Genomic DNA, 22203 nt, shown 5'->3' with positions numbered 1-22203 from the left:
AACCAATCAAATGTATATTAAAAGTAAAAAGAATAAGTTGTCTAAAAGACCCCCTATTTTGAGCCAATAATGAGACATTATGTTAATCTTATATGTATAGCTGCACAAAATTGAGAAACTTAAGGAGACAGATAAATTTTATGAGAAAATTATCTATATTACTTACTTTCATTCTAGTATTAGTCAGTGTTACGGCTGCTTGCACACAAGATAAAACAGATAGTGCCGTTGAAAATGGTCCAATAGAAGAACCAACCGCAAAAAATGAAAATGAAGAATTAATAAATTTTGAAGAAAAAGAAGATATGAGCCGCTTGGAACAAGGTATTTTATTAGTTGGTGAGAGTGTTAAGGGAGGCTATTACTTGACCGCTGTTCAAAGTGCCTATTTAAATGCTAGCAACGATTCCGTCATTGTTAATGTCTCTGTAAAAAATGTACGAGGTCAAACGATTGGACTATCAGAATTAAAATATAACTTAAAAGATGAAAAAGATGGAAAGATTTATAAAGGAAAGGTGCTTGATCAAAACCCTTCTGATATACAAGTTAAACCAAATGAAACGGTAGAATTGAAAATAGCTTTTGAAGTACCACGTACCGCAGATGAATATATGTTTTATATTGAAAGCTCTTTAGACCCTCTACAAACATACTGGAAAATTGATAAGCTGCAATCACAAACAAACTAAGTCTAAAATAAGCAAAAAACAATGAAAAATTTAATATATATACAAATGAATACTATATAAACGTAAGACCATCGATTTAATGAATCGTTGGTCTTTTTCAAAAATGCCCCATTAAAAACTAAGAGATAAAAAAGAACTAATCTCGAGAAGAGATTAGCTCAATATATCCAAAGCTATTATGGTACATAGTTTTATGAGCAAACGTTATATAATGTTGTATGGGATACATAACCTGTCATCCCTTTATATGTAACTTTTAACCACTGTTTAGAATTACTGTAATGACCTTGAACATATTCACCAGTTACCCATGTTCCAGTAATTTTCGTACCATCATTAAATGTATGTAAGACAGGTGAATCGACAGTATAACCACTGCGCATCTTTGCACCATATACACCTACCGTACCTCCCTTTGCACAAGCTGCTACTACATTTTGATTTTCAGTAGCATTCGTAGCCGCGAAAGCAGAGCCGTTAAATGTAAATAAAGTAAATATAAAAGCTGTTAGTACTGTACAAATAGATAAACGACGTAACAAAATAAATTCCCCCTTTTTTTATAATTTACTTCTTCACAAATGATTATCTTAAATATTCTAACTATTTTCAATATATTAATGTTGAGAAATATTAGTTGTATTTTTGAAATAAGATTTTATCAAAAATAGTAACAAACTCATATTTTACTGAGAAAGAACCGAAAGAAGTCTTCTACATATCAACTATATAAAAATCCCTCCACCTTAAGGCAGAGGGACTTTCCAATTCCTATTTCAAACTACCCGCAATCTCCGTAAAGATAACCCCAAGTGCATGTGCACCTGCATCTGGATATCCTAAGCTTCTTTCGCCAACTGTACCAGCGCGGCCCATGCGAGCTACGATTTCTTTCGTGTACTCTGCTCCTTTGACCGCTGCTTCTGCTCCTTTTTCAAAGGCAGTTTTTACGTCTACTTCGTTTGAGGCGCTATCTAACCAAGAATCTACACATGGAGCAAGTGCGTCAACAAGTGTTTTGTCACCAACTACTGCTCCTCTGCCGAATGATCTTTCACCGATCGATTGGATGCCTTGCAATGCTGCTTGCAGCATTTCAGCGAATTCTTTCACTGTTAACTCACGCTTCTCGGCTGCTGCTTTACTAGCTGCGCGGAATGCACCGCCCCAAATTGGACCAGATGCGCCGCCGCAATGTTCCATAATAATCATCGAACAGCCGTCAAGGAATGATCCGATTGTTACGTTTTCTTGTTCTACAATAGAGTGCCACTCACGTTTTAATTGCTTAAATCCTTTTGCCACACTCATTCCGAAGTCGCCATCACCAGCATGCGTATCTAGCTCACAGAACGGTACTTCATTTTTAATAATAATATCGCTCATTTTATCAACGAGATAAATCATGTTGTTTAATGTAATAACATTATCTTTAATAACAGCGTGCTCTTCCGCAGTTTCTAGTTCAAATGAAACTTCCTTCTCTTCTGTCTCTTCAAGTACATTTACGTACTCTACACTTTCAACTGGACCGTCTACTTTAAACGCTGGTGTATTACATTCTTTTGATAGTAATGTTTTTAGCTCTTCATCTAACTTCATTACCGTTAAAGACATACCAGCCATATCAATACTTGTCATATAGTTACCGACGAATACTCTATTAATTTTAATGTTTCTTGCAGCTAGTTCTCTCGTAACTGCGTTGTTAAATAAGTAAAGTTCTTGCAGTGGTGTTCCGCCAAAACCGTTAACTAGAATTGCGATTTCCTCGCCATCTTTTACTCCTAAATCTTTTACAAGGTCATTTGTCATACGGTTCGCTAGTTCATCTGCTGACAGCATTTTTTCACGCTTAATTCCTGGCTCGCCGTGAATACCTACACCGTATTCCATTTCATCTTCCGCAAGTGTGAAAGTAGGTGATCCGCTCGCTGGAACTGTACAAGACGTTAACGCTAAACCGATTGTGCGCACGTTAGCCGCTGCTTTTTCTGCTACAGCTTTCACCGCTCCTAAATCCATACCTGCTTCCGCTGCTGCGCCGGCAATTTTATGAACTAAAATAACTCCCGCAACGCCGCGGCGTCCTACTGTGTACAGGCTATCTTCTACCGCAATATCATCGTCCACCTTTACGTAGTCGACTTCAATTCCATCTTCCGTCGCTAAATGCGCACCGTTTTTGAAATTCATAATATCGCCGCTATAATTTTTAATAATTAATAACGTACCTTTTTTACTAGCTGTCTCTTTAATCGCTTGGTATACCTGAATTTGTGAAGGTGACGCAAACACATCTCCGCACACTGCCGCATCTAACATTCCTTTTCCGACTAATCCTGCATGTGCCGGCTCGTGACCACTACCGCCTCCACTAATTAACGTTACTTTATTTTCGTTCATTTCTTTCTTCTTAATCACTTTATATTTTTTCAAAAGCTCAAGCTCTGGATGAGCCATAACCATTCCGTTGCACATTTCCATTACTAATGTTTCTGGTTTGTTTATAATCTTTTTCATTGTAGTTCTCCCTCAATTCCTTTAATATATTGTGATATATTTGAAATCTTCTTCTTACTAACCATGTTAAAATGAAAGCGTTTTATAGTAAACGGACAAAATGGACAATCTGTCTAAAGACACCGCTCTCATTTATAGATAGGATTTTCATATTAATAACATTCTAGGGATGATTCAGATGACCTCTTCTATAATTTCTAAAAAGATAATCGCGAACTCATTGAAGTATTTAATGGAAACAGAGTCGTTTCATAAAATATCAGTGAGCGATATTATGTTACACTGTCAAATGCGTAGGCAAACTTTTTATTATCATTTTAAAGATAAATTTGAACTATTAAGCTGGATTTATAGAGAAGAAACGAAGGAAAACATTATCGACTTTCTCGATTATGAAACGTGGGAAAACATTTTCGATTTATTATTTGATTACTTTTATGAAAATCAAAAATTTTACCGAAATGCTTTTAAAGTCATTGAGCAAAACTCGTTTAATCACTATTTATTTGAGCATACGAAAAACTTATATATGAAGATTATCGATGAAGTATCTGTGAGCTGTGGATTCAGCCTTTCTGATGAGACAAAAAATACGATTGCCTCCTTTTATAGTCACGGCTTCGTTGGAACGATAAAAGATTGGATTGAAAGTAAGTGCGAAGTAGATTCTTCCATTATGTCTTCTCTTATGAAAAATATGATAAACAATCAATTACTACTATTACTGGAGCAATCAGCAAAGTAATTAAAGGGTGGCAAAAGCAATGAAAAAGATTATGAATGATGTACAAAATATCGTTCAAGATATGCTGCACGGCTTTTATTTTGAACATAACGACAAAGTAAATTACGACGAAACAAATAACATCATTTATGTAAAAAATATCGAAAAACTGGAGCAAGACGTCACTATAATAAGCGGCGGTGGTAGCGGCCATGAACCCGCTGATATTGGCTATGTAAGAAAAGGAATGCTTACAGCGGCAGTAAACGGAAGCATCTTCACTCCGCCTACAGTGGAACAAATTGTAGCGGCAACTCGCCTTATGCCAAAAGATAAAAGTATACTATTCATCATTAAAAACTTTAAAGATGACGTTGAGAACTTTCTTGCGGCTGAGCAGATCGCTAAAGAAGAAGGAAGAAAAATTGACCATATTATCGTAAATGACGACGTTTCAATTGAAGATGATGCTTCTTTTAATAAAAGAAGACGCGGCGTAGCTGGCACCGTTTTCGTTCAAAAAATACTTGGTGTGGCCGCTCTTGAAGGCCATTCTCTAGAAGAACTAACAACACTTGGCCGCTCTATCACTGAAAACTTACACACATTAGGAGTTGCCCTTTCCCCTGCCAACGATCCAGTAAAAGGAAAAGCTTCATTCACATTAAATGACGATGAAGTGTTTTATGGCGTCGGCATCCATGGCGAAAAAGGTTACCGTAAAGAAGCACTATCCTCTTCTGAAATATTAGCGATCGAACTAATGAACAAACTAAAAAGCATTTATCGCTGGAGAAAAGGAGACAACTTCGCTATCCTCATTAATGGACTCGGCGCAACTCCATTAATGGAACAATACATTTTCGCAAACGACATTCGCCGTTTGTGTGAACTTGAAGGATTGCAAGTGGCATTCGTAAAGGTTGGTACACTGTTAACTTCTTTAGATATGAAGGGTGTTTCGCTTAGTTTGCTTAAGGTAGAGGATTTGGATTGGGTGAAGTGGTTGAAGGCGGATGTTAGAGTGGGTAATTGGTAAGTAAAAATTATGATGATAAAAGCCTTTAACTATAACAAGTTAAAGGCTTTTTGCAAATTGAAATATCGCTCGAGCGTTCAAAAGAAATTCGTAATTACCTCACTGAATGATTACAGGTCTTCCAAATAAAGCTGGATGATAAATTAACATCGCCCCTACAAATGAACACACTAAACAAAAAATAGCCTCGTATTTTATAACTAGAGAAGAGTTTGTATCCAGCTTTTTTTCCTCTCTTTTATATATCATTTTAAATAATGCTTTATATAATAAATACCCAATAATCGCCCCGAGGGTGTTCGTAAATACATCATCAATATCTGTAATTCTATTATTTAGTAATTGATTTAACTCAATTGCCAGTGAAAAAAAGAATCCTGCACATACGGTGTTTTTCATTTTTCTAAACTGCGGCCAAATAGTCGGTAATAAAAAACCTAATGGCATAAACAGTACAATATTTAAAAGATACGTCGTACTACCTGCCGTATCAAATAGAGTCAAGTTGATTTGATTTACACGAATCCACGTTTCATATCTACTTATATCCCATACAGTCGCGATTTGCGTCACCTTATACACTAGCGAAAGATAGAACAGAAAAACATACACCCACAAAAAATGCAGAATAGATATAGTTCTTTTCGCTTTAAAATAAAATTCAATTTGAAACACAACACAAAACATAATAGTAAAAAAATAAGTATACAAATAACTCACCAAAACTCCTGTATGCATGTGGAATCCCCTAACTTTACATTTTCATCTATTATTTAGAACATAGTTTAAGAATCGGTACTTTGTTCATATATTTAATCTTCTACTTTGTCTTCGAATATAGGGAATATATTAAAAATAAAAAATCCCCACTTCTTCATTTTCAGTCTCCTCCTTGATGTAACTTGTTTATAGGATAGGAAAAACTTTTAAAATAAAAAGTGGGGTAAATATAAAATTTTTCTTAAATTTTATGTTAGTTTTTATTATTACTCTAATTACTAATCCGCTATTCGTTGTTAGGCAACAGTATGCTTAAACTTAGTTTTCACTTTACTCCTTCTCATCCCTCATACTGTAATACCCCAAATTAATAATAACCAAGAAATACCCACTCATAATTCCAGCAGCAAATGTCCACATGAATTCATGGTGTTCAATTTCATACATAATAATTGCGCCGAGAATTGCGGCTGCGAACCGGTTCATCATTCCGAGCATCGGTGCTTTTTCTTTTTTTACAATGCTATCTCCGAACTTTTCAATACGTCTTCCTAAAATCCAGGCGCAGTACATACTCACCAAAAGGCCAATGCTTATCCCTACAAACTGGGCTGAAAAAGGTGTCACAAGCCATCCCAATAACATTACGCCTAGCAAACAATACATTTGTATGTTGAACGATCTTAATGCCATACGAATCATGTTATTCTCCTTTATCTTTCTCATTGTAATTCCGTATCATCAATCCAATCTCCCAGGCTTCAAGCTTTCAGCTATATCTTTTTTAAAATGAGGGAATTTGATTTTACTCACCATTAAATACGCGAGTACACATGTACCAAACGCCACGGAAACTGGATTCTTTAAAAAACATAAAATGAGGAGACACATTGCCGCGAATGGAATGGGCATGCCGATAAAGGTTGGGAGTTTGCTTTGCTGCGTGTTAAATCTCGCAAGCCGAAGCATTCCGCAAATACTATAAGCAAGCGCACATATCATCCCGATAGACTGCAAATCTTTTAACGCGACACTATATGCAAGAATAGACGGTGCCACACCAAAAGTAACTAAATCCGCAAATGAGTCCAACTCTCCACCAATTTCCGAAACAGAATCAAGTTTCCGAGCGACCATACCATCTAAAAAGTCAAACAACATACCCGTAATAATAAAAACTGCTCCCAAATAAATATCGTGAACGAAAACAGCGTAAATAGCTAAAAGTCCACATACAAAATTTGCTATCGTAATCATATTTGGTATGTAACTCATAACACGCTTCTCCTCCTTTCTACTAATTGCTTCATCTACGTTCTTACTCATTACAATTAAGATCCTTCTGTTTTTCTTCCAATATCACTTTATTTATTCTCGTTAACGTCTCGGTCATTTGCTCAAGGGCATTTATATCGATTTTAGAAAAATATTTCTCAATTAATACATCATCTAACTCAGACAACCGCTCTATATACTTACTACCGTTTGGACCAAGTGTAAGAAAATACTCCCGTTTATTATTAGGGTTTACTTGTTTTGAAATCATCTTCTGTTTCTCCAATTTAGATAAAACTTGGCTAACGGCACTTTTGGATACATTAAAGGTAGTCGCAATGTGATTTGCTGTCGTGTTTTCATTTAAATTAATATGAAATAGCATGCTCTCTTGCTGTCCTGTAAGACCGAACTCATCTTTTAACTCCTGGAATAGTAAAATGTAGAATTCATTATAAGCTCGGTTCATTTCATTAATTACTTCTTTATACGTTCTAGTCATAGCGTTATTCCTCCATGCTTTTATTTCGTTTTGTTTAATAGTTAAGTTCACTTAACTTAACTATAGTATACCGTTATGTTCGTGTAAAGAGAAATATAACGCTACACTTTACTCACAATGATACAAAAAAGAAGACACTCTTCTAAAACAAGTTAAGTCGCTTCTGTCTCACTGCTTCCTTCATCCAAATACTCGGTAACTCATTCTGAATAATCAAAAAGAAAATCAATTAAATTCCATATAGACCCATTACTGGTTAAAATGTTATAATGGAATTACCCTACATAGTTACTCATAGCCAGACTGAGGAACTAGCGTCTTATTAAGTAATGCGCATAACTAAAATAAAAAAGACACTTTACGGTGTCTTTTTTATTTATATTCATTGCAATTATCTCTTTTATAAACAAACTCTATCAAACAGTAAAGGAGACTAACAGATGGAACATCCTGTTGCAAGAGAATTACGTTTTATACGGGTATGTCTTATCATTTTGATTATTGTCATTGCATTCTGGGATCGTGAGAAAACTGTGGAAATTACTGATCACGGTAGCGATCCTATCTTAAACACCAGCAATATGACCCAAGTTGGTGAGAATACATTTGCATACAAAGACGAATCGAATCAAATTAAAATATTTAAGTTTAATCCAGATACAAATGAAATAAAATTAATAAAAGAGTTTTATGCTAACGAATATTAATTATATGAATTAAATAATTCAAATCTGTAGAAGACACTTTAAAGTGTCTTTTCTTTATGAACTACAAAGTATGAGGCCCCAAGCCATTAGCTGCAATTACGACTAAGGCTTTTACTATATAAAAAATAAAACATAGTAAGAATAGAATACTCACTTAAATTATTTTTCACTTCACAAACTACATCCAAAAAGTTGGATAACTTCTTTTACTACTCATATTATTAATGAATAAAGCAATAACTACAATAACAACGGAGCCAATTAAAACTGGTGTTACTAAATAACTCCAACTATTTGCCCCTAAAATTACGATAATCGGATCGGCGCCTGCCGGAGGGTGCGTCGTTCTCGTTAACATCATAACGGCTATTGCCATCCCCACCGCTAAAGCAATTGTCCAATATTCATTCCCAAACAAATGATATATTGATAGACCAATGAAAGTTGAAATCAAATGTCCTCCAATAATATTACGCGGCTGAGATAATGGCGCATTCCAAACTCCAAACGCTAATACACAACTCGCACCAAATGGAGCCATTAATAATTCTGTAGAGGTTATGCTCGTTAAATATGTTAAGGTAAGAATTGTTAAAAATCCCCCTAGTAGTCCCGTTAAAGAGTCCTTTACATTTACTTGTAATGGACTTTTTCCTTTCCCTTTCATTTTTGTAAAATATCGTACACTTATTGGTTGAGGGTCTTTTTGCTTAGTTGCTGTTATATTATTCATCGTTCTCCTCCTTTATTTACCAACCATTATAACTCGGCAATAACTAACCTGTAAATATTAATTTTAGAGGTTAGTTATAGAATGCAAAAAAAGAATCAACTATTATAAGTTGATTCTCTAAACTTCCTCAAATTTTCGATCCTGAAATTTTGCTACCTTTTTCCGGTTCCCACATATTTTCATAGAACACCATTTTCGTTTCCCACTCTTATCTATAAATAATAAAACACAGTCAGGATTTGAACACCTTTTAAGGGAAATCAGCTTATTTTCTGCTATTAACGTTAAAGCATCAAATGCAATTAACGATGCGAGTACATCCTCGATTTCTCCAACCGGGATAGATACTAGCTGTTGTTCAATGATTTTATATGTAAATGGTGCCTTCTCAATTTGTTTTTCTAAATACGTAATAAAATCATTAGAAATTTTTTGCTGATCAGCAATTGCCTCAAACTGTTTTCTCAGTACTTCTCTTATTTCTAATATACTAGATGTAACTTGATTCATTCGCTTCTGAATTCCTATAAGTGTTTTTTCATTCCAAAAAGGAAGATTAACCTTTATTACATGTAACCATTCTAATACATCTTCATCTGTTATTAATAAATCATAACGTTGTCCACGCCTAACTAGCTCTGTATTTACTAAATCTAATGAGAGATTTCCAGATATAAGCGGGAATTGTTTTTTGTCCTGCATGTACTCATCACCTTCTCTTTAAATAATCATATTCCAAATTAATACAGCAGTGCAACTTTTTTATAAACTACAAAGTATGAAGATCAAAGCCTTTAGCCATAATTACGACTAAAGGCTTTTTGTATGTAAGTAAATGAAAAAGGAGCTAATTTTATGGAACATAATAAAAATGGAATACTTGCTTTAATTGTTTTATTTTTAGGATTAGTGTTTTTTGTTAGTGGAATGGTTTATCATTTATGGGGCTCATTTTAATTTCAACTTTTAGACGGATAAATAACTCGAATCAGAGAAATGTACAATATTTTCCCTTTTCCTTCCAAAATTAATATAATAAGATATAAAATGTAATACATATAAAGACAAATATATAGCACTCATTAAAGTGCTTCTATTTTGGAAGGAAGAAACGATGAACAAAAAGTTATTAGCCCCATTATTATGTAGCACATTCTTGTTTGGAGTATCAGCGTGCAGTTCACATGATGCGCCTGCGAAAAATGAGCAGGCGACTTCTAAAAAAACAGAGAATGACAAACTTAGCAACAAGGATTCGCAAAAAGAACTTCCTACCAATGTAGATTCCTCTGATGTATACATGTCAATGGGATCTGCCGAGTCACTAGATGTTCTAGGGACTGGAGAAGTTAAAGCACAAGGTGTCTTTAAAGTATTAGACATCGCAGTTTATAATCGTAAAGAAGAACCCATTACACTAGATATCAACAACTTTAAATTAATTGATGGATTTGGAAGAGAATATCACATTTCCAATGAACATCAATCCGTACTTAAAGCTGCAAATACCTCTACATTTAAATTTGGTATTGTTAACCCTAATGAACATTCGGACGGAAACATTGTATTCGATGTACCGAAAAACACGCGAGGATTAACTTTAAAATTTAATAATGATAAGTTAGATAAAGATCTCCAATTAAAAGTGGAATTGGAATAAGCAAAATAAATACGTCTCCCTTAACATTCTCTACTAACATAAAAAAGTACAGTCTTTTCTACAGCAGACTGTACTTTTTTTATCATTTCATTTCACATAACATTCCCTAATTTTTTTGACTAGCTGCTCTCCAATCACGAAAAGATGTTGGGCGTCCAGAAAAAGCTCTTTGCTTTGTAACAGATGGTTTTTCTTCAGGAGTCATTGTTTTTTCTTTAAGAGTCGCTGGTTTTTCTTTAATCGTCACTGATTTTTCTTCAAGAATAGTCACAGTTGTTTGCATTTTCTCTAACTGTTCTTTCAACAATTGTTGTTCAATCTTTAAATCCGTAAGTAAACGTAAAATCATCTCAGAATTAGCCATAAGATCCTCCTTCCCCCAATACACAGAATAAAATACAATATGTAGAAGACAAAATTCCGGTGACAAAAATAAGATCGTCAACTCTTTTTAACTTCCAAAATCCTTTTATTTTTTTAAGGACCTGCTCCATTCACCCTTAAAAACATAAATTAAATTAAATCCATTAATAAATGGTCTTTATGGAAGGAGGAGTTAATATGGGCTATGGAGGTAGTTGTGGTGGAGGCTGTGGTTTCGGCGGCGGATTTGCCTTACTTGTTGTGCTCTTCATCTTATTAATCATCGTTGGCGCTAGCTGTTGGGGCGGCGGATTCGGCTGCTAAGGAGAGGCACTCTTGAGAGTGTCTTTTTTTTGATATGTGACTCATATACATATTGCTCATAATTTCCGTTCTGGGGATAGTATAATATTGACTGAGCATGTCAGCTTCCCCCTAATTATTAGTTGATTCAAATCGATATAATTCTTTTAAATATAGGTTAACACTATATTTCTCAATGAATAAAACAACTTAACATGGTAAAATAATAATTGGATGGGAGTCCAATATATTATTAAAATTAAGATGGTTCAAGTCGAAGGAAGGCACCTTAGGGTGTCTTTTCTTTATGACTTCTAACATCAACAAAGGGTGATACAAACTATTACATATGTTTGTACCACCCTTTATTGATGCGTTTAGACTTCACAGTTGTTGAAGTTTTAGACTTCTCCCTTAGTGTACCCATATTATTAGAACATCCTGTAATCTGTAGACAAAATGTAGCTAATAAAAACAATATTAATAATTTCTTCAATAAATCCTCCTACATGCATAAAACACCATATGTTACAAAACAAACATAACATCAACCCTTTATAAAAACAATATAATCCTCGGTCCTTAAGCTATCTCTTAACATAGGAGTACCGCTACATATTCATCAAGCTAAGATTTTAAAATATCCTTTACTTAAGGAATTTGTAAGTATCAAGTAAGAAAAACGAGAGCTTTGTTTCGTATAATCAAAATATAAAGTGAAGGAAGAAAGATTATTTCTGGGATTAATATGCATGTGACAAGAGAAGAAAGCTACGTTTTTTTAGAATAATAATATGAGTATGTCCAAGTTTTGGAGATTGCTTGCAAATATTTTGAAGTTTTCGCACCAGAATTCTAATTACCATACCTGTTTTTTACCATCACATATTGGAGGTTAAAACATGAATAAAAAAAAGAAAATACAAAGATCAATACTTACCTTTCCCCTACTCTTTTCTTTAGGCGTTTCATCTTTCCCGCTTACCACAACTATTCACGCAGATACACACGAGGAACAATCTGCTGAAAAGAAACTAGTCTCTTTAACGGAGCTTACATCATTATTTTTTGAATATCTCCAGCAAGGTAAATATGCAGAGGCACTACAGTTGACGTCTACTGCTTTTCAATCCAAGTTTACAGCAACCACATTACAAAACTGGTGGACACAAAGTGGCTGGAGCGGGATAAAAAGCATGGGAACCCCTGTGATAAAAGAACGAAACTTGGTCCATCAGACGGTAGAAATTCCAGCAGCTACCGAAGGAACTACCATACCACTACTCCTTAAATTCACACCTGGCGGGAAAGTAGATGAAATTGGAGAAAGGCCACCCGAGGAATCTTTTACCATCCCCCATCCTAGCTATGATCAACCTAACTCCTATCAAGAACGTGAAATCGTCATTGGAAATTCTACCTATCCGTTACCAGCGACATTAACAGTTCCGAAGCATCAGCGTGGTGAAAAGGTACCCGTCGTTGTTCTTGTGCATGGTGCTGGCATCCATGATCGCGATGCTACCTATTTGGGAACAAAAATCTTACGAGACATTGCGGTGGGCCTTTCATCCAACGGAATTGCAGTGTTGCGCTATGAAAAACGTACCTTAGAACATGCATTAAAGATGAGTGCAGAACCCATTACGTTAGACCGTGATACTACAGATGATGCCATATATGCAGCAAAGTCAGCAGCGCAGCAGGAAGGCATTGATCCAAATAATATTTTCATTCTTGGACATAGCCAAGGAGCTGGCACAATGCCGCGTATACTGAGTAAAGCGCCTTCCTCACTTGTTCGAGGAAGTATCTTACTCGCACCACCTGCACGCCCTTTGACTGACATTGCCATTGATCAGTATCAATACCTTGGGGAGTCAAAGGAAGTAATCGATGAATTAAAAAGACAGGTCGCTTTTATCCAGGATCCTGCTTTCAATCCTGACCATCCTCCAGCTGGCTACAATTTGGGGTCACCTCATTTTATGTATGATGTTTCTAGGTGGCGTCCAGTTGAAGAAGCAAAATCACGAAAAGAGCCTTTACTCATTCTGCAAGGAGCACGTGATTATCAAGTAACAGTAAAAGATGAATATACAAAATGGCAGAAAGGACTTTCAAACCGCGGGAATGTTCAGTTCAAAAAATACCCGAAATTGAATCATTTCTTCACGGAGGGTGACGGGGAATTAAGCCTCCCTAGTGAATATGAAATCCCTGCTAACGTTCCCGAATACGTCATCCAGGACATTATTACATGGGTTAACGAGACAAAAAAATAAGAAAACATCAAAAGCCTTCATGCAATCATCATTGCGTGAAGGCTTTTTGAAACTAGTGATTTAGAGATAGCTATTATAATGGATCAAAACGAAAATTATATTTTTCTACGTACTAAATAAAACGCTAAGGAACCCATAATAACAGGTGCAACGAAGTCAAAGAAATATGAAAAAGAAAAATTAAAAAGAAAAAGAAATGGTATAAGTGTATAGATAACTACTAGTCCTATAAATAAAGGAATTCCAAATTGAAACTCTCGACATCGTTTAATTTTCCTATATAAGACTTCCCCAATTAGACAAGCTATAAGAGCTGGTATACTACCATAAGTGACGATAGTTTTTATGAATCCCTGTAAAACGTCCGGGTGAATAAAGCTAGGATTAAAAATATATGAAATTAAGAACCATCCAAAAATAAAAGCAAATAGACTTGCAGCATAACTAACTACAAATTTTATTAAAGTAAGCAACGTAATCATCCCCATAATTTCCTAATATTATCTTCATTGTATCATTTTCTCTTAAAAAGATTCCAAAAGGGTATACTTGCCCTTCAGGTTTCTTTTTTAACGCTTGTTCAAGACGTATTTTTTGATGTTATTTTGTATAAAAACTTCTGGGAGCAACCTGTTCGAAAAATTGATAAAGAATAAGCGATTGAAGGATGAAAACAGAAGACTACAAGGAAAACTGTATGAACAAATATAATGAAACAAGGCTCTTACTTTGTAGTGGTATCCACGAAGTAAAAGCCTTGTTTTTTCTACTCATTTTTTATATCAGTCTTGATTTTCCGATGGAAAGGCACAGAAAATCTACTACAGAAGGTGTGATACCTCTAGGATTAACAAATTCTTCAAATTTCTGTATATCCCTCTACTTTTGGAATGTGCCTCTAATTCAGCGCGAACTTGTATTGTATCCGGATCCATTTTTTCTAAAGCATGTTCAGAATATTTACGAACATTGATTTCAAGTTTTTAAAACTCATTTATTGTAACTGTAAAATGTGGCTTGAATTTTACTTCGATTGTTTTGTTTTCTACGCCACCTTGGACATATAATGAGTCATTACGGGTATAGATTCGTTTCGCCGAATGCATCTTGGTTTCAAAGATGCGTTTATTTTTATAATACAAATTTAATTCAACAGTTTCCTCGTAATAACACATAATCATTACTAATTCAAAGCCTAATTTATCTATTTTATTATATCTATATGCACCTGCACCTGGAATAAAATAATCTTCTGGTTCACTCTCGAATATTTCTAATAATTCATATTCATCATATTGTATATTCAATTTAACAACTCCTTACGTGAATGGGCTCAATCCACTTTATTTATAATATTCACGATTTATTAGGTACAACGGATACAACATCGCCATTATCATTCAATACGACTCTAACATCTTTCCCATCGTATTGCCATAGACCAGGTTTATTTCCAGGTTTTTTAGTAGCATGCTTAATTGTTTCTTCTACTACACTTGGTGTTACACCACGTGGATCAACTTTTTTTAATTCCTCCATGTATTCTTTTGATCCGAATGTGTAACCATTCCTTTCAGCTCTTTCACGTGCACGCTTTGTAAGTTCTGCTCGAACCTGAATTGTATCAGGCGCCATTCTTTCAAGCGCATGTTCAGTATACTTACGCCCATCAATGACGCCGCCACCTCTTGGCATACTCCATCCAATCTCTTCAGTTACCTTTGATACTTTTCCTAAATCCTTCGCTTTTTGCTCTAACTCTCCATATTTACCAAATACTCGACCAATAACTTTAGGAGTGCCACCTACAACTGTAGAAACAGTTCCCCATACATAATCATTCGGCTCATATTTTCTGTCTGTGAAAAATTCTCTTCCATTATAAATTTGTAAACCTTGTTTAATTTGTCCAACAACTGGAATAAAATCAAGCGCCATAGATCCTAATTCATTCGTTCGCTTTTGTTCTTCCAGATATTCTTTCATTTTTTCAGGTGGTACACCAAAATCTTTAAGGCGGGTTGTTAACCCATCCATATTACCAACATTTTTAACAACATTAGACGTATCTATTTTGTAGCCTGAAATCTTATTAGCAGAATCCATCATGTTATTAGCAGCATCTAAACCAGACATAATGTCTGTATGTATTGTTGGAAATGCTTGTTGAGCTTCTGCAACATGCGTTGAAACACTATTAATTAGTCCATCAGCCATTACGGCTTGTTTATGAAGTGATGCCCCAGCCTTCTGTACAGAATCACCAAATTTAAGGAAACTTTGATTTACAACACGTAAATCAGAAGCCATTTGTTTATATTCAGGTAATCTGCTTTTAAACCCTTCATGCATAGCTGTAACTTGCTGTCCGTAGTCCCGAACACCATCTGCTAATTTACTAATTTCACCTTTTGGTAAGGTGCCAACCCATTTTTCTGCTGGTTCAACAAATGTATCATTGATTGTAAGCCAGTATAAATTCGTTTGGTCAACCAGCGCTATCGTGAGTTCAGTTACAGCAGTTAAAGCATCTGCATACCATTCTACCATTTGCTTTTTATACGCCGTCATATCGTTAGCATAATTTTGAAGCTTGATCTTATCTTGTTGTGCTAAATTTTTACCATTTTGTATTTGTTGAATAATATTACCTGAATCCTGATTCGCTTTATCTAGAACCATAATACTATCTTTTAGTAGCATTAATTTATGGATTTTTCCAAAATCCTCATTCATCATCTCTAAAGTTGCGATAGTAGAATTATATTTTTCTCTTACAGCTGGATCAGCTTCTTTTTCGTAAATCTTATCCACTGTATTTTTTAAATCAGATTGTTTTAGTGTTGTTAGTAATTCTGAGATACTTTGCGCGATTTCACTTGATTCAACTATAACTGCATCATCATTTTTAGTTTCTTTTGCTTTTTTAAAGCGTTCGGAATATTTCTTTACTAATTCAGCAGAAGTTTTTAAATCTACAATATCTTGACGAATCGTATCTATTTTATTAGATAAGGATTGATCAAACACGACTGCAAATAATTTTTGCACAACGTATGTTTGACCATTGTAGTTCACCTTAAACCATAGAGGACCGTCTTCCCCTACCACTTCCAGAATTTCATCGTTTCTAACTTTTATAGGGTCAAATCCCCTTACAACTGTTCTGGATTTATAAATATTTTGGTCGAGGGATTGGATTGTTATCCACCCTTTTACCATTTTACCTGTTCTATCAAATTGGAATTTCTTCCCTTTGTAGGTTACATCGCCTTTTTGAATCACTCCGTTATCGTCTGCATAATACCAATGGGTAGTTTGAGAGAACCATCCTTTTTGTGCAGCTCCACTTACCGTATCAAAATAGTAGTCCTTTCCGGCTACAGTATTCCATCCTGAAGCTAGATTACCATTTTTATCGAAGAGATAGGTATCATCCCCTGAACGTAATAATCCAGTATGTTTCACGCCTGGTTTGTCATAATAGTATTTCTTTTCTCCATCTACAACCCAGCCAACCGATTCATTGTTTTTTATACCTGTTGTTGCCATAATTGTCCTATATAAGAACATAGAAAATTGCTCTCTTGTGACAAGTCCATTTGGATTAAAATTGCCATCACCAGTACCATTTGTGATTTTATTTCCAGCTAATATTTTGACATATTCGTTAGCCCAATGACCTTTCATATCCGTAAAGTCAAAATTCCCTTGCGGTTTTAAATCGAATGTTCTGACAAGCACTGCAGCCATTTCAGCACGAGTCATATTATTTTTCGGATTGAATTGTTTCTCTACATTTACGCTAAATATGCCCCGTGCAGTAAGTGCCAAAATTTCCTTTTTAAAATTGCTGTCACCAATATCAACAAATGGATTATTTGTACTATCTTGCGGTTTTAAATATCGATACAAGAAAGCAGCAAGATGTTCGCGAATAATAGGATCCGTAGCACCGAAATATCCATTTCCGTATCCTGTTATAATCTTATTTTCAGCCATATACATCATTTCTTTATATGCCCAGTGGGTTTTAGGAACGTCAATAAAAGATGATGAATTCACTTGACCATTTTGTTCTGCATACGCTGTTCCTACTGTACTGAATAATAAAATACATATCACAGAACTTAAAAATAATTTCTTAATTGTATTCATAATAGATCTCCTATTCAATTTTTAAAAATATAATTGCAAAATCAGCACTTATTTTATCCTTCATTTACGGCGTCTTATATAATTATCAAATTTCTATTCATACTAATATTTCGCATAAGGACAACCTAAGTCATTCTGTCTAAACAATAATTAGTTCATAAGATGTTTCATGTTTTAAATGTAGTAGCCCGTTTATGGAACCTTCTTAATAAACAGTAAAACCAAGTTTTTTAATTTGAAAATCCCTTAGTCTAAAATTCGCATTATGTTGACGAGATCCATAATAATACTAATCTCCTTTCTCTTTGACGCGGCCTATTTGATTTAAAACTTCGACTTCCTCTGTAAACATTGGTGCATAGGTAGAAAGTAATTAAAATAATGATAATATAAGTCCTATGGTTTTCTTCATACTCGCATCTCCTTATCAATTCGTAAAAAACTTTTTAATTATATATTAGGTTTATTTACTATTAAAATAAAAAAATATAAATATGCATAATTGCATATTTACCTTCTCAATAGAGTGTACTCTATTGAGAAGCTTACAAGTTATTGATTTTAAAGGATTTAGAGTTTCTCAAATACACTTATCAAAATCGAAGCGTGGTATTTAATTTCAGAGTGGCCCTTGAAACCCATAATCGTTTCCGTACCCCTATAATGCTATTCATTTTTTTATACATTCCTATCCTGGCGTGGGTTGCAGAGTTTCCGTTTTTTACTGAATTAGCCGAAAAAATCACGCTAAGCAAAAAATATAATAAGCCGTCGATATAGACAGCCCTTTACATAATTATCTTTATTGGAATCAAAATAAGCTTACACATCCAAACTGTTGATGATAGCTAATATTTGATGATCTGTCCATTTGCCATTAATCCTTATATTTTCTTTCGCTATACCTTCTTTTTTAAACCCCACTTTTTCTAATACACGAATAGATGCTATATTATCAAGCATCGCTCCTGCTTCAATTCTATGTAGCTTTAATTCCCTAAAAGCAAAATCTACAACAAGTTGAAGAGCCTCTGTTGTATAGCCCTTTGTATTATGCTCCTTATCCAAAGTAAAACCCGTATAACAACTTTGGAGGTCTCCCCTAACAATTTGAGTTAATGAAATGTCTCCGATAAGTTTATCATTTTCTCTTAAAAAGATTCCAAAAGGATATACTTGCCCTTCAGCTGTCTTTTTTAACGCTTGTTCAAGACGTATTTTTTGATGTTCTTCTGTATAAAAAACTTCTGGGAGCAACGGGCAAACTCGTTGAAAAAATTCGCGATTTCTAATATGTAAGTTAGCTAACTCATTAGCATCATCAGTTTTATAAAGCCGAATATAAATGTGCTTCCCTACTAGTTTCATAACATCCCTCCAACCTTTTTATATGTCTAATGAGGAAAAAGTATACCGTATACTATATACAGTTGGATAATATCAGGAAGCATTTTGCACGAAAGAAAAGACACTCTATATGAGTGTCTTTTCCAATAGTTTTTAGCAGAAGCAAGAAGCTCCAACGATGATTAATAAAATGAATAACACAACTAATAAAGCAAAGCCTCCCGAGAAGCCACAACCGCCACAACTACCACCATAACCCATAATAGTTCCTCCTTTAGATAAGAGGGGAAAACTAAGGTTCACTCATGTATTTTAATGGATTCGTTTCATCTTATGTTTTTTCGTATTGATTGAGCAGGTCCTTTCGAAAACTATTCACATATTAACTATATTTTTAAAAATGAATAATTTAAATATAACAATAAATAGATAAATTAATATAATGTATTAATTCTAAAAGAAGGGAGGAATAGCCATGCAATTAGTTTGTTTTAAAATAGTAAGTGGTCAGTATTTCTTGTTTGTAGAAGGTATTCAAATTCCTGTACCAATTCCAGCAGTTGCTGCAGCTTTATTAATTGGTTTAGGAGTAATTCCACTTTGTTCTTAATGTAAGGAATTCGGATCATTCCTATCTTTCCATTGGAAAAGCCTCAAGTATATGAATACTTGAGGCTTTTCTTATAATTGAGAAAGACACTTTAACGTGGCTGAAGATCTCCTGATTTAACTAATGCGGCCGTTACATCATCACCGAAAGTATTGAAACAGAATACTTTCTCGTCTATCTTATCCATTACTGTAGCTTCACCTATCTTGCCACCTTGAAGTTTAATAAAATAGTTATGTTCTTCTAAAATTTTACTAAAATCTCTGTTTGCCCATCTTTCAGTAATTGCTAATAGCTCTTCTTTATTCTTGAAATTGTTTCCGTTTAGAATGTTTCTTACTTTCTCTGCATTCTTTTTGGACATAGGGGTTGCTCCCTTTCCTTCACACGCTTTTACTTTTTGATGAGTCATGCTATGCATAGCTGAAATCACTTCTTCTTCAGTAGAAGTTACTGTAATGTGAAGTTGTGCATTTGAGCCTTTCACTTCTGCTTCATTCGATAGTATGTCTTCTTTATTAACCTCTGCAAAAACATGGTCCTCACTCTCAAGCGGGACTTCAGCAAACTGTAACATTCCATAAGTCATACCAGTTGCAAGTACTACTCCCCCTATAATAGATGCTAGCCAATACTTTAGCTTCTTATCCATCTTCATTTCCCCCGTCTTCGTTTACATACATTAACTAAAAAATATCATATTTAATTCCTTTTTATTGAAGAGTCTCTAATTTTTACTACAAAAAAGGATAAATCTTTTAATATAAATATAATAACTTCACAATCATGACTATGCCTATTCTCATAACAGAATCTATATACGATGTCACTAAATCATCTGGTGAACTATTAGTTATTAATACGGCTTTGCATCCTTATTCTCAAAAAGGATAAATATTGTACATACCAATTCTTATATATGAAGACACCCAAAACAAGTGTTACGAAAAAAATATAAAAAAGACATCTTTTCTAGGGAAAGATGTCTTTTTTATATAAACCTTAATGTTCGTTCTGTAAAACCCTCGCTGCCTTTACTCCTTCTTTCTCTTCTTTTAAGAATAACGATACGATAAATGCAACAATAATAAAGATTAACCCAAGTGCAAATGCACCTTGGAACCCTGAAGTTAAACCGTTTAACTTCTCTACTGGATCCAGTGGATTTGCGGAGCTTTCCATATACTTAGTTGTTCCTGAAGACATTTTCGAAATAAAGATAGCTGTACCAATTGCACCAGCTACTTGTTGCAACGTACTAAATAGTGCTGTTCCGTGCGGATATAAATCTGGTGTTAATTGATTTAAACCGTATGTTTGTGCTGTCATGACAAACATGAGTCCAACCATTAATACGCTATGCATGACAATAATTTGTACCATTGATGTATCAGGAGTAATGCCTTTAAATAAGAACATTGCAATTCCTACTAAGACAATGCCGGGAACGATAATAACTTTCGGACTAAATTTATCAAATAGTTTACCTGCGATTGGTCCCATTATGGCGCTAATAACACTTCCCGGAAGCATGATAATTCCTGATTTAAAAGCTGTAACGAGTAAAACGGTTTGCAGGAACATCGGTAATAAAGTCATCGTTGAAAATAACGACATCATCACAATGACAATTAATCCAACTGATAATGTAAACATCGGAACTTTAAATGCTCGTAACTCTAAAATTGGATTCTCAATTTTCAATTGTCGAACGGCAAAAATACATAATGAGATAAGCCCAACAATTAAAGTGCCATACACTTTTGCATCGGACCATCCTAAATCACCCGATGCACTAAAGCTATACACAAGCCCACCAAATCCTAATGTCGATAAAAGGATAGATGGGTAATCTACTTTTGGCCTTGTTAACTCTGAAACATTTTGAATGTACTTCATCCCAATCATAATGGAAATGATCACGATAGGAATAACAATATAGAATAACCAGCGCCAATTTAATGAATCCACAATTACTCCAGATAATGTAGGGCCAATTGCCGGAGCTGCCATCATCACGAGTGCGATTAATCCCATTGTCGCACCACGTTTTTCAGGTGGACAAATGATTAAAATCGTATTCATTAATAACGGTGTAATTAACCCCGTCGCTACAGCTTGGACGATACGGCCAATTAATAAAACGGAAAATGTCGGTGCGAATCCCGCAATTAATGTACCGACTAAAAACGTTACCATAGCGATCAAAAACATTTGTCTCGTTGTGAGCCATTGCTGAAGTAACGCTGTAATTGGGACTAAAACCCCAACCACCAACATGTAAGCTGTAGAAAGCCATTGAATCGTTGAAGCTGTTACGTCAAATTCTTTCATTAATACTGTTAACGCATTACCAAGTAATGTTTCATTTAATAATGCAACCATTGCTCCTAAAAGTAACGCAATTAAAATGGGGGTATGTTTCAAATTAGAAGTATCAACTTTGCCACTTGCAGGGCTCTTAGTTGTCATATTCATTTACAGATTCTCCTCCTGTTTCTTACTTAAAAAACTTTAAATATACCTAAACACATGTAATATAATATACATATGTAGATTAAA

Annotated in this window: 24 protein-coding genes and 1 pseudogene; 8 read left to right on the top strand and 17 right to left on the bottom strand. The window is 34.7% G+C overall.

The window, feature by feature from the left end; translation table 11 throughout:
• The first annotated feature begins 140 nt into the window (after window positions 1–140).
• On the top strand, window positions 141–692 hold the full coding sequence (locus ACTFRU_RS08205) for a DUF4352 domain-containing protein (protein WP_001228901.1): 552 nt from the start codon (window positions 141–143) through the stop codon (window positions 690–692).
• Between the two features lie 191 nt (window positions 693–883).
• On the opposite strand, the gene ACTFRU_RS08200 is transcribed toward ACTFRU_RS08205, so the two are convergent.
• On the bottom strand, window positions 884–1234 hold the full coding sequence (locus ACTFRU_RS08200; RefSeq protein WP_000946193.1) for an SH3 domain-containing protein: 351 nt from the start codon (window positions 1232–1234) through the stop codon (window positions 884–886).
• Between the two features lie 229 nt (window positions 1235–1463).
• Window positions 1464–3215, bottom strand: a complete 1752-nt coding sequence (dhaK, locus tag ACTFRU_RS08195; RefSeq protein WP_071740853.1) for a dihydroxyacetone kinase subunit DhaK — start codon at window positions 3213–3215, stop codon at window positions 1464–1466.
• 178 nt (window positions 3216–3393) lie between these two features.
• Here dhaK and dhaS point away from each other — a divergent pair, with 178 nt between their 5' ends.
• Both dhaS and dhaQ read left to right on the top strand, forming a co-directional pair.
• Entirely contained in the window at window positions 3394–3960 is a 567-nt protein-coding gene (gene dhaS, locus ACTFRU_RS08190) for a dihydroxyacetone kinase transcriptional activator DhaS (RefSeq protein WP_440037594.1), read from the top strand.
• 19 nt (window positions 3961–3979) lie between these two features.
• Complete coding sequence (gene dhaQ / locus ACTFRU_RS08185) at window positions 3980–4978, top strand: DhaKLM operon coactivator DhaQ (RefSeq protein ID WP_440037593.1); 999 nt, start codon at window positions 3980–3982, stop codon at window positions 4976–4978.
• A 99-nt stretch (window positions 4979–5077) separates the two neighbouring features.
• Here the strand turns inward: dhaQ and ACTFRU_RS08180 are convergent, their stop codons facing one another.
• The 4 genes from ACTFRU_RS08180 to ACTFRU_RS08165 form a co-directional block, all read right to left on the bottom strand.
• Entirely contained in the window at window positions 5078–5716 is a 639-nt protein-coding gene (locus tag ACTFRU_RS08180) for a VanZ family protein (RefSeq protein ID WP_006917966.1), read from the bottom strand.
• A gap of 312 nt (window positions 5717–6028) precedes the next feature.
• Window positions 6029–6400: an ATP synthase subunit I gene (locus ACTFRU_RS08175; RefSeq protein WP_006917967.1), complete on the bottom strand. Its 372-nt coding sequence runs from the start codon at window positions 6398–6400 to the stop codon at window positions 6029–6031.
• A 39-nt stretch (window positions 6401–6439) separates the two neighbouring features.
• On the bottom strand, window positions 6440–7024 hold the full coding sequence (pssA, locus tag ACTFRU_RS08170; protein ID WP_000042263.1) for a CDP-diacylglycerol--serine O-phosphatidyltransferase: 585 nt from the start codon (window positions 7022–7024) through the stop codon (window positions 6440–6442).
• Complete coding sequence (locus ACTFRU_RS08165) at window positions 7017–7475, bottom strand: MarR family winged helix-turn-helix transcriptional regulator (protein WP_023521311.1); 459 nt, start codon at window positions 7473–7475, stop codon at window positions 7017–7019. Before ACTFRU_RS08165 ends, pssA begins: the two co-directional genes overlap by 8 nt.
• A 440-nt stretch (window positions 7476–7915) precedes the next feature.
• Here ACTFRU_RS08165 and ACTFRU_RS08160 point away from each other — a divergent pair, with 440 nt between their 5' ends.
• Window positions 7916–8182: a YmzC family protein gene (locus ACTFRU_RS08160; protein WP_000400965.1), complete on the top strand. Its 267-nt coding sequence runs from the start codon at window positions 7916–7918 to the stop codon at window positions 8180–8182.
• Window positions 8183–8360: 178 nt separating this feature from the next.
• Here ACTFRU_RS08160 and ACTFRU_RS08155 read toward each other — a convergent pair whose 3' ends face one another.
• Both ACTFRU_RS08155 and ACTFRU_RS08150 read right to left on the bottom strand, forming a co-directional pair.
• Entirely contained in the window at window positions 8361–8915 is a 555-nt protein-coding gene (locus tag ACTFRU_RS08155; RefSeq protein ID WP_440037592.1) for an HPP family protein, read from the bottom strand.
• A gap of 117 nt (window positions 8916–9032) precedes the next feature.
• Window positions 9033–9617, bottom strand: coding sequence for a CGNR zinc finger domain-containing protein (locus ACTFRU_RS08150; protein WP_098272541.1), 585 nt, complete (start codon window positions 9615–9617; stop codon window positions 9033–9035).
• 412 nt (window positions 9618–10029) lie between these two features.
• Here ACTFRU_RS08150 and ACTFRU_RS08145 point away from each other — a divergent pair, with 412 nt between their 5' ends.
• Window positions 10030–10575, top strand: coding sequence for a DUF4352 domain-containing protein (locus tag ACTFRU_RS08145; RefSeq protein WP_440037591.1), 546 nt, complete (start codon window positions 10030–10032; stop codon window positions 10573–10575).
• A gap of 106 nt (window positions 10576–10681) precedes the next feature.
• Here the strand turns inward: ACTFRU_RS08145 and ACTFRU_RS08140 are convergent, their stop codons facing one another.
• The gene (locus ACTFRU_RS08140) at window positions 10682–10939 is read right to left on the bottom strand and encodes a hypothetical protein (protein WP_140421588.1); all 258 of its coding nucleotides are present in this window, start codon (window positions 10937–10939) and stop codon (window positions 10682–10684) included.
• Window positions 10940–11136: 197 nt separating this feature from the next.
• Between ACTFRU_RS08140 and ACTFRU_RS08135 the strand changes: the two genes are divergently transcribed.
• Together ACTFRU_RS08135 and ACTFRU_RS08130 are read left to right on the top strand one after the other, a co-directional pair.
• Window positions 11137–11262, top strand: coding sequence for a YjcZ family sporulation protein (locus ACTFRU_RS08135; RefSeq protein ID WP_000540377.1), 126 nt, complete (start codon window positions 11137–11139; stop codon window positions 11260–11262).
• Window positions 11263–12143: 881 nt separating this feature from the next.
• Complete coding sequence (locus tag ACTFRU_RS08130; RefSeq protein ID WP_440037590.1) at window positions 12144–13526, top strand: alpha/beta fold hydrolase; 1383 nt, start codon at window positions 12144–12146, stop codon at window positions 13524–13526.
• Between the two features lie 95 nt (window positions 13527–13621).
• On the opposite strand, the gene ACTFRU_RS08125 is transcribed toward ACTFRU_RS08130, so the two are convergent.
• The 6 genes and pseudogenes from ACTFRU_RS08125 to ACTFRU_RS08100 all read right to left on the bottom strand — a co-directional run bounded on the left by ACTFRU_RS08125 (window position 13622) and on the right by ACTFRU_RS08100 (window position 19292).
• On the bottom strand, window positions 13622–14008 hold the full coding sequence (locus tag ACTFRU_RS08125; protein ID WP_153595061.1) for a hypothetical protein: 387 nt from the start codon (window positions 14006–14008) through the stop codon (window positions 13622–13624).
• 25 nt (window positions 14009–14033) lie between these two features.
• Window positions 14034–14150 (bottom strand): annotated as a pseudogene (locus ACTFRU_RS08120) (GNAT family N-acetyltransferase); the annotation flags it as partial.
• Between the two features lie 359 nt (window positions 14151–14509).
• Window positions 14510–14833 (bottom strand): hypothetical protein, encoded by a 324-nt coding sequence (locus ACTFRU_RS08115; protein WP_001025898.1) that lies wholly within the window; start codon window positions 14831–14833, stop codon window positions 14510–14512.
• A 49-nt stretch (window positions 14834–14882) separates the two neighbouring features.
• On the bottom strand, window positions 14883–17684 hold the full coding sequence (locus ACTFRU_RS08110; protein ID WP_440037589.1) for an S-layer homology domain-containing protein: 2802 nt from the start codon (window positions 17682–17684) through the stop codon (window positions 14883–14885).
• A gap of 822 nt (window positions 17685–18506) precedes the next feature.
• Window positions 18507–19052, bottom strand: coding sequence for a GNAT family N-acetyltransferase (locus ACTFRU_RS08105; protein ID WP_063220113.1), 546 nt, complete (start codon window positions 19050–19052; stop codon window positions 18507–18509).
• A 132-nt stretch (window positions 19053–19184) separates the two neighbouring features.
• Window positions 19185–19292, bottom strand: coding sequence for a YjcZ family sporulation protein (locus ACTFRU_RS08100; RefSeq protein ID WP_000540375.1), 108 nt, complete (start codon window positions 19290–19292; stop codon window positions 19185–19187).
• 214 nt (window positions 19293–19506) lie between these two features.
• Here ACTFRU_RS08100 and ACTFRU_RS08095 point away from each other — a divergent pair, with 214 nt between their 5' ends.
• Window positions 19507–19641, top strand: coding sequence for a hypothetical protein (locus tag ACTFRU_RS08095; RefSeq protein WP_001177693.1), 135 nt, complete (start codon window positions 19507–19509; stop codon window positions 19639–19641).
• A 91-nt stretch (window positions 19642–19732) separates the two neighbouring features.
• On the opposite strand, the gene ACTFRU_RS08090 is transcribed toward ACTFRU_RS08095, so the two are convergent.
• Entirely contained in the window at window positions 19733–20293 is a 561-nt protein-coding gene (locus ACTFRU_RS08090; RefSeq protein WP_440037588.1) for a PRK06770 family protein, read from the bottom strand.
• 350 nt (window positions 20294–20643) lie between these two features.
• Window positions 20644–22119 (bottom strand): MDR family MFS transporter, encoded by a 1476-nt coding sequence (locus ACTFRU_RS08085; protein ID WP_001057523.1) that lies wholly within the window; start codon window positions 22117–22119, stop codon window positions 20644–20646.
• Between the last annotated feature and the right edge of the window lie 84 nt (window positions 22120–22203).

Origin of the sequence: Bacillus cereus group sp. MYBK220-1, assembly GCF_051916445.1 — a bacterium.
In the GTDB taxonomy this organism is placed as follows: domain Bacteria; phylum Bacillota; class Bacilli; order Bacillales; family Bacillaceae_G; genus Bacillus_A; species Bacillus_A cereus.
This window is presented reverse-complemented; position numbering and strand designations above follow the sequence as displayed.

What these genes read in the sequence shown, in the direction of transcription:
- ACTFRU_RS08150 (WP_098272541.1), bottom strand. Translation starts at nt 9,617, where the DNA reads ATGCAGGACAAAAAACAATTCCCGCTTATATCTGGAAATCTCTCATTA.
- ACTFRU_RS08095 (WP_001177693.1), top strand. Translation starts at nt 19,507, where the DNA reads ATGCAATTAGTTTGTTTTAAAATAGTAAGTGGTCAGTATTTCTTGTTT.
- pssA (WP_000042263.1), bottom strand. Translation starts at nt 7,024, where the DNA reads ATGAGTAAGAACGTAGATGAAGCAATTAGTAGAAAGGAGGAGAAGCGT.
- ACTFRU_RS08110 (WP_440037589.1), bottom strand. Translation starts at nt 17,684, where the DNA reads ATGAATACAATTAAGAAATTATTTTTAAGTTCTGTGATATGTATTTTA.
- ACTFRU_RS08160 (WP_000400965.1), top strand. Translation starts at nt 7,916, where the DNA reads ATGGAACATCCTGTTGCAAGAGAATTACGTTTTATACGGGTATGTCTT.
- ACTFRU_RS08090 (WP_440037588.1), bottom strand. Translation starts at nt 20,293, where the DNA reads ATGGATAAGAAGCTAAAGTATTGGCTAGCATCTATTATAGGGGGAGTA.
- ACTFRU_RS08085 (WP_001057523.1), bottom strand. Translation starts at nt 22,119, where the DNA reads ATGAATATGACAACTAAGAGCCCTGCAAGTGGCAAAGTTGATACTTCT.
- dhaK (WP_071740853.1), bottom strand. Translation starts at nt 3,215, where the DNA reads ATGAAAAAGATTATAAACAAACCAGAAACATTAGTAATGGAAATGTGC.
- ACTFRU_RS08140 (WP_140421588.1), bottom strand. Translation starts at nt 10,939, where the DNA reads ATGGCTAATTCTGAGATGATTTTACGTTTACTTACGGATTTAAAGATT.
- dhaQ (WP_440037593.1), top strand. Translation starts at nt 3,980, where the DNA reads ATGAAAAAGATTATGAATGATGTACAAAATATCGTTCAAGATATGCTG.
- ACTFRU_RS08105 (WP_063220113.1), bottom strand. Translation starts at nt 19,052, where the DNA reads ATGAAACTAGTAGGGAAGCACATTTATATTCGGCTTTATAAAACTGAT.
- ACTFRU_RS08145 (WP_440037591.1), top strand. Translation starts at nt 10,030, where the DNA reads ATGAACAAAAAGTTATTAGCCCCATTATTATGTAGCACATTCTTGTTT.
- ACTFRU_RS08130 (WP_440037590.1), top strand. Translation starts at nt 12,144, where the DNA reads ATGAATAAAAAAAAGAAAATACAAAGATCAATACTTACCTTTCCCCTA.
- ACTFRU_RS08205 (WP_001228901.1), top strand. Translation starts at nt 141, where the DNA reads ATGAGAAAATTATCTATATTACTTACTTTCATTCTAGTATTAGTCAGT.
- ACTFRU_RS08100 (WP_000540375.1), bottom strand. Translation starts at nt 19,292, where the DNA reads ATGGGTTATGGTGGTAGTTGTGGCGGTTGTGGCTTCTCGGGAGGCTTT.
- dhaS (WP_440037594.1), top strand. Translation starts at nt 3,394, where the DNA reads ATGACCTCTTCTATAATTTCTAAAAAGATAATCGCGAACTCATTGAAG.
- ACTFRU_RS08180 (WP_006917966.1), bottom strand. Translation starts at nt 5,716, where the DNA reads ATGCATACAGGAGTTTTGGTGAGTTATTTGTATACTTATTTTTTTACT.
- ACTFRU_RS08135 (WP_000540377.1), top strand. Translation starts at nt 11,137, where the DNA reads ATGGGCTATGGAGGTAGTTGTGGTGGAGGCTGTGGTTTCGGCGGCGGA.
- ACTFRU_RS08155 (WP_440037592.1), bottom strand. Translation starts at nt 8,915, where the DNA reads ATGAATAATATAACAGCAACTAAGCAAAAAGACCCTCAACCAATAAGT.
- ACTFRU_RS08165 (WP_023521311.1), bottom strand. Translation starts at nt 7,475, where the DNA reads ATGACTAGAACGTATAAAGAAGTAATTAATGAAATGAACCGAGCTTAT.
- ACTFRU_RS08175 (WP_006917967.1), bottom strand. Translation starts at nt 6,400, where the DNA reads ATGATTCGTATGGCATTAAGATCGTTCAACATACAAATGTATTGTTTG.
- ACTFRU_RS08125 (WP_153595061.1), bottom strand. Translation starts at nt 14,008, where the DNA reads ATGATTACGTTGCTTACTTTAATAAAATTTGTAGTTAGTTATGCTGCA.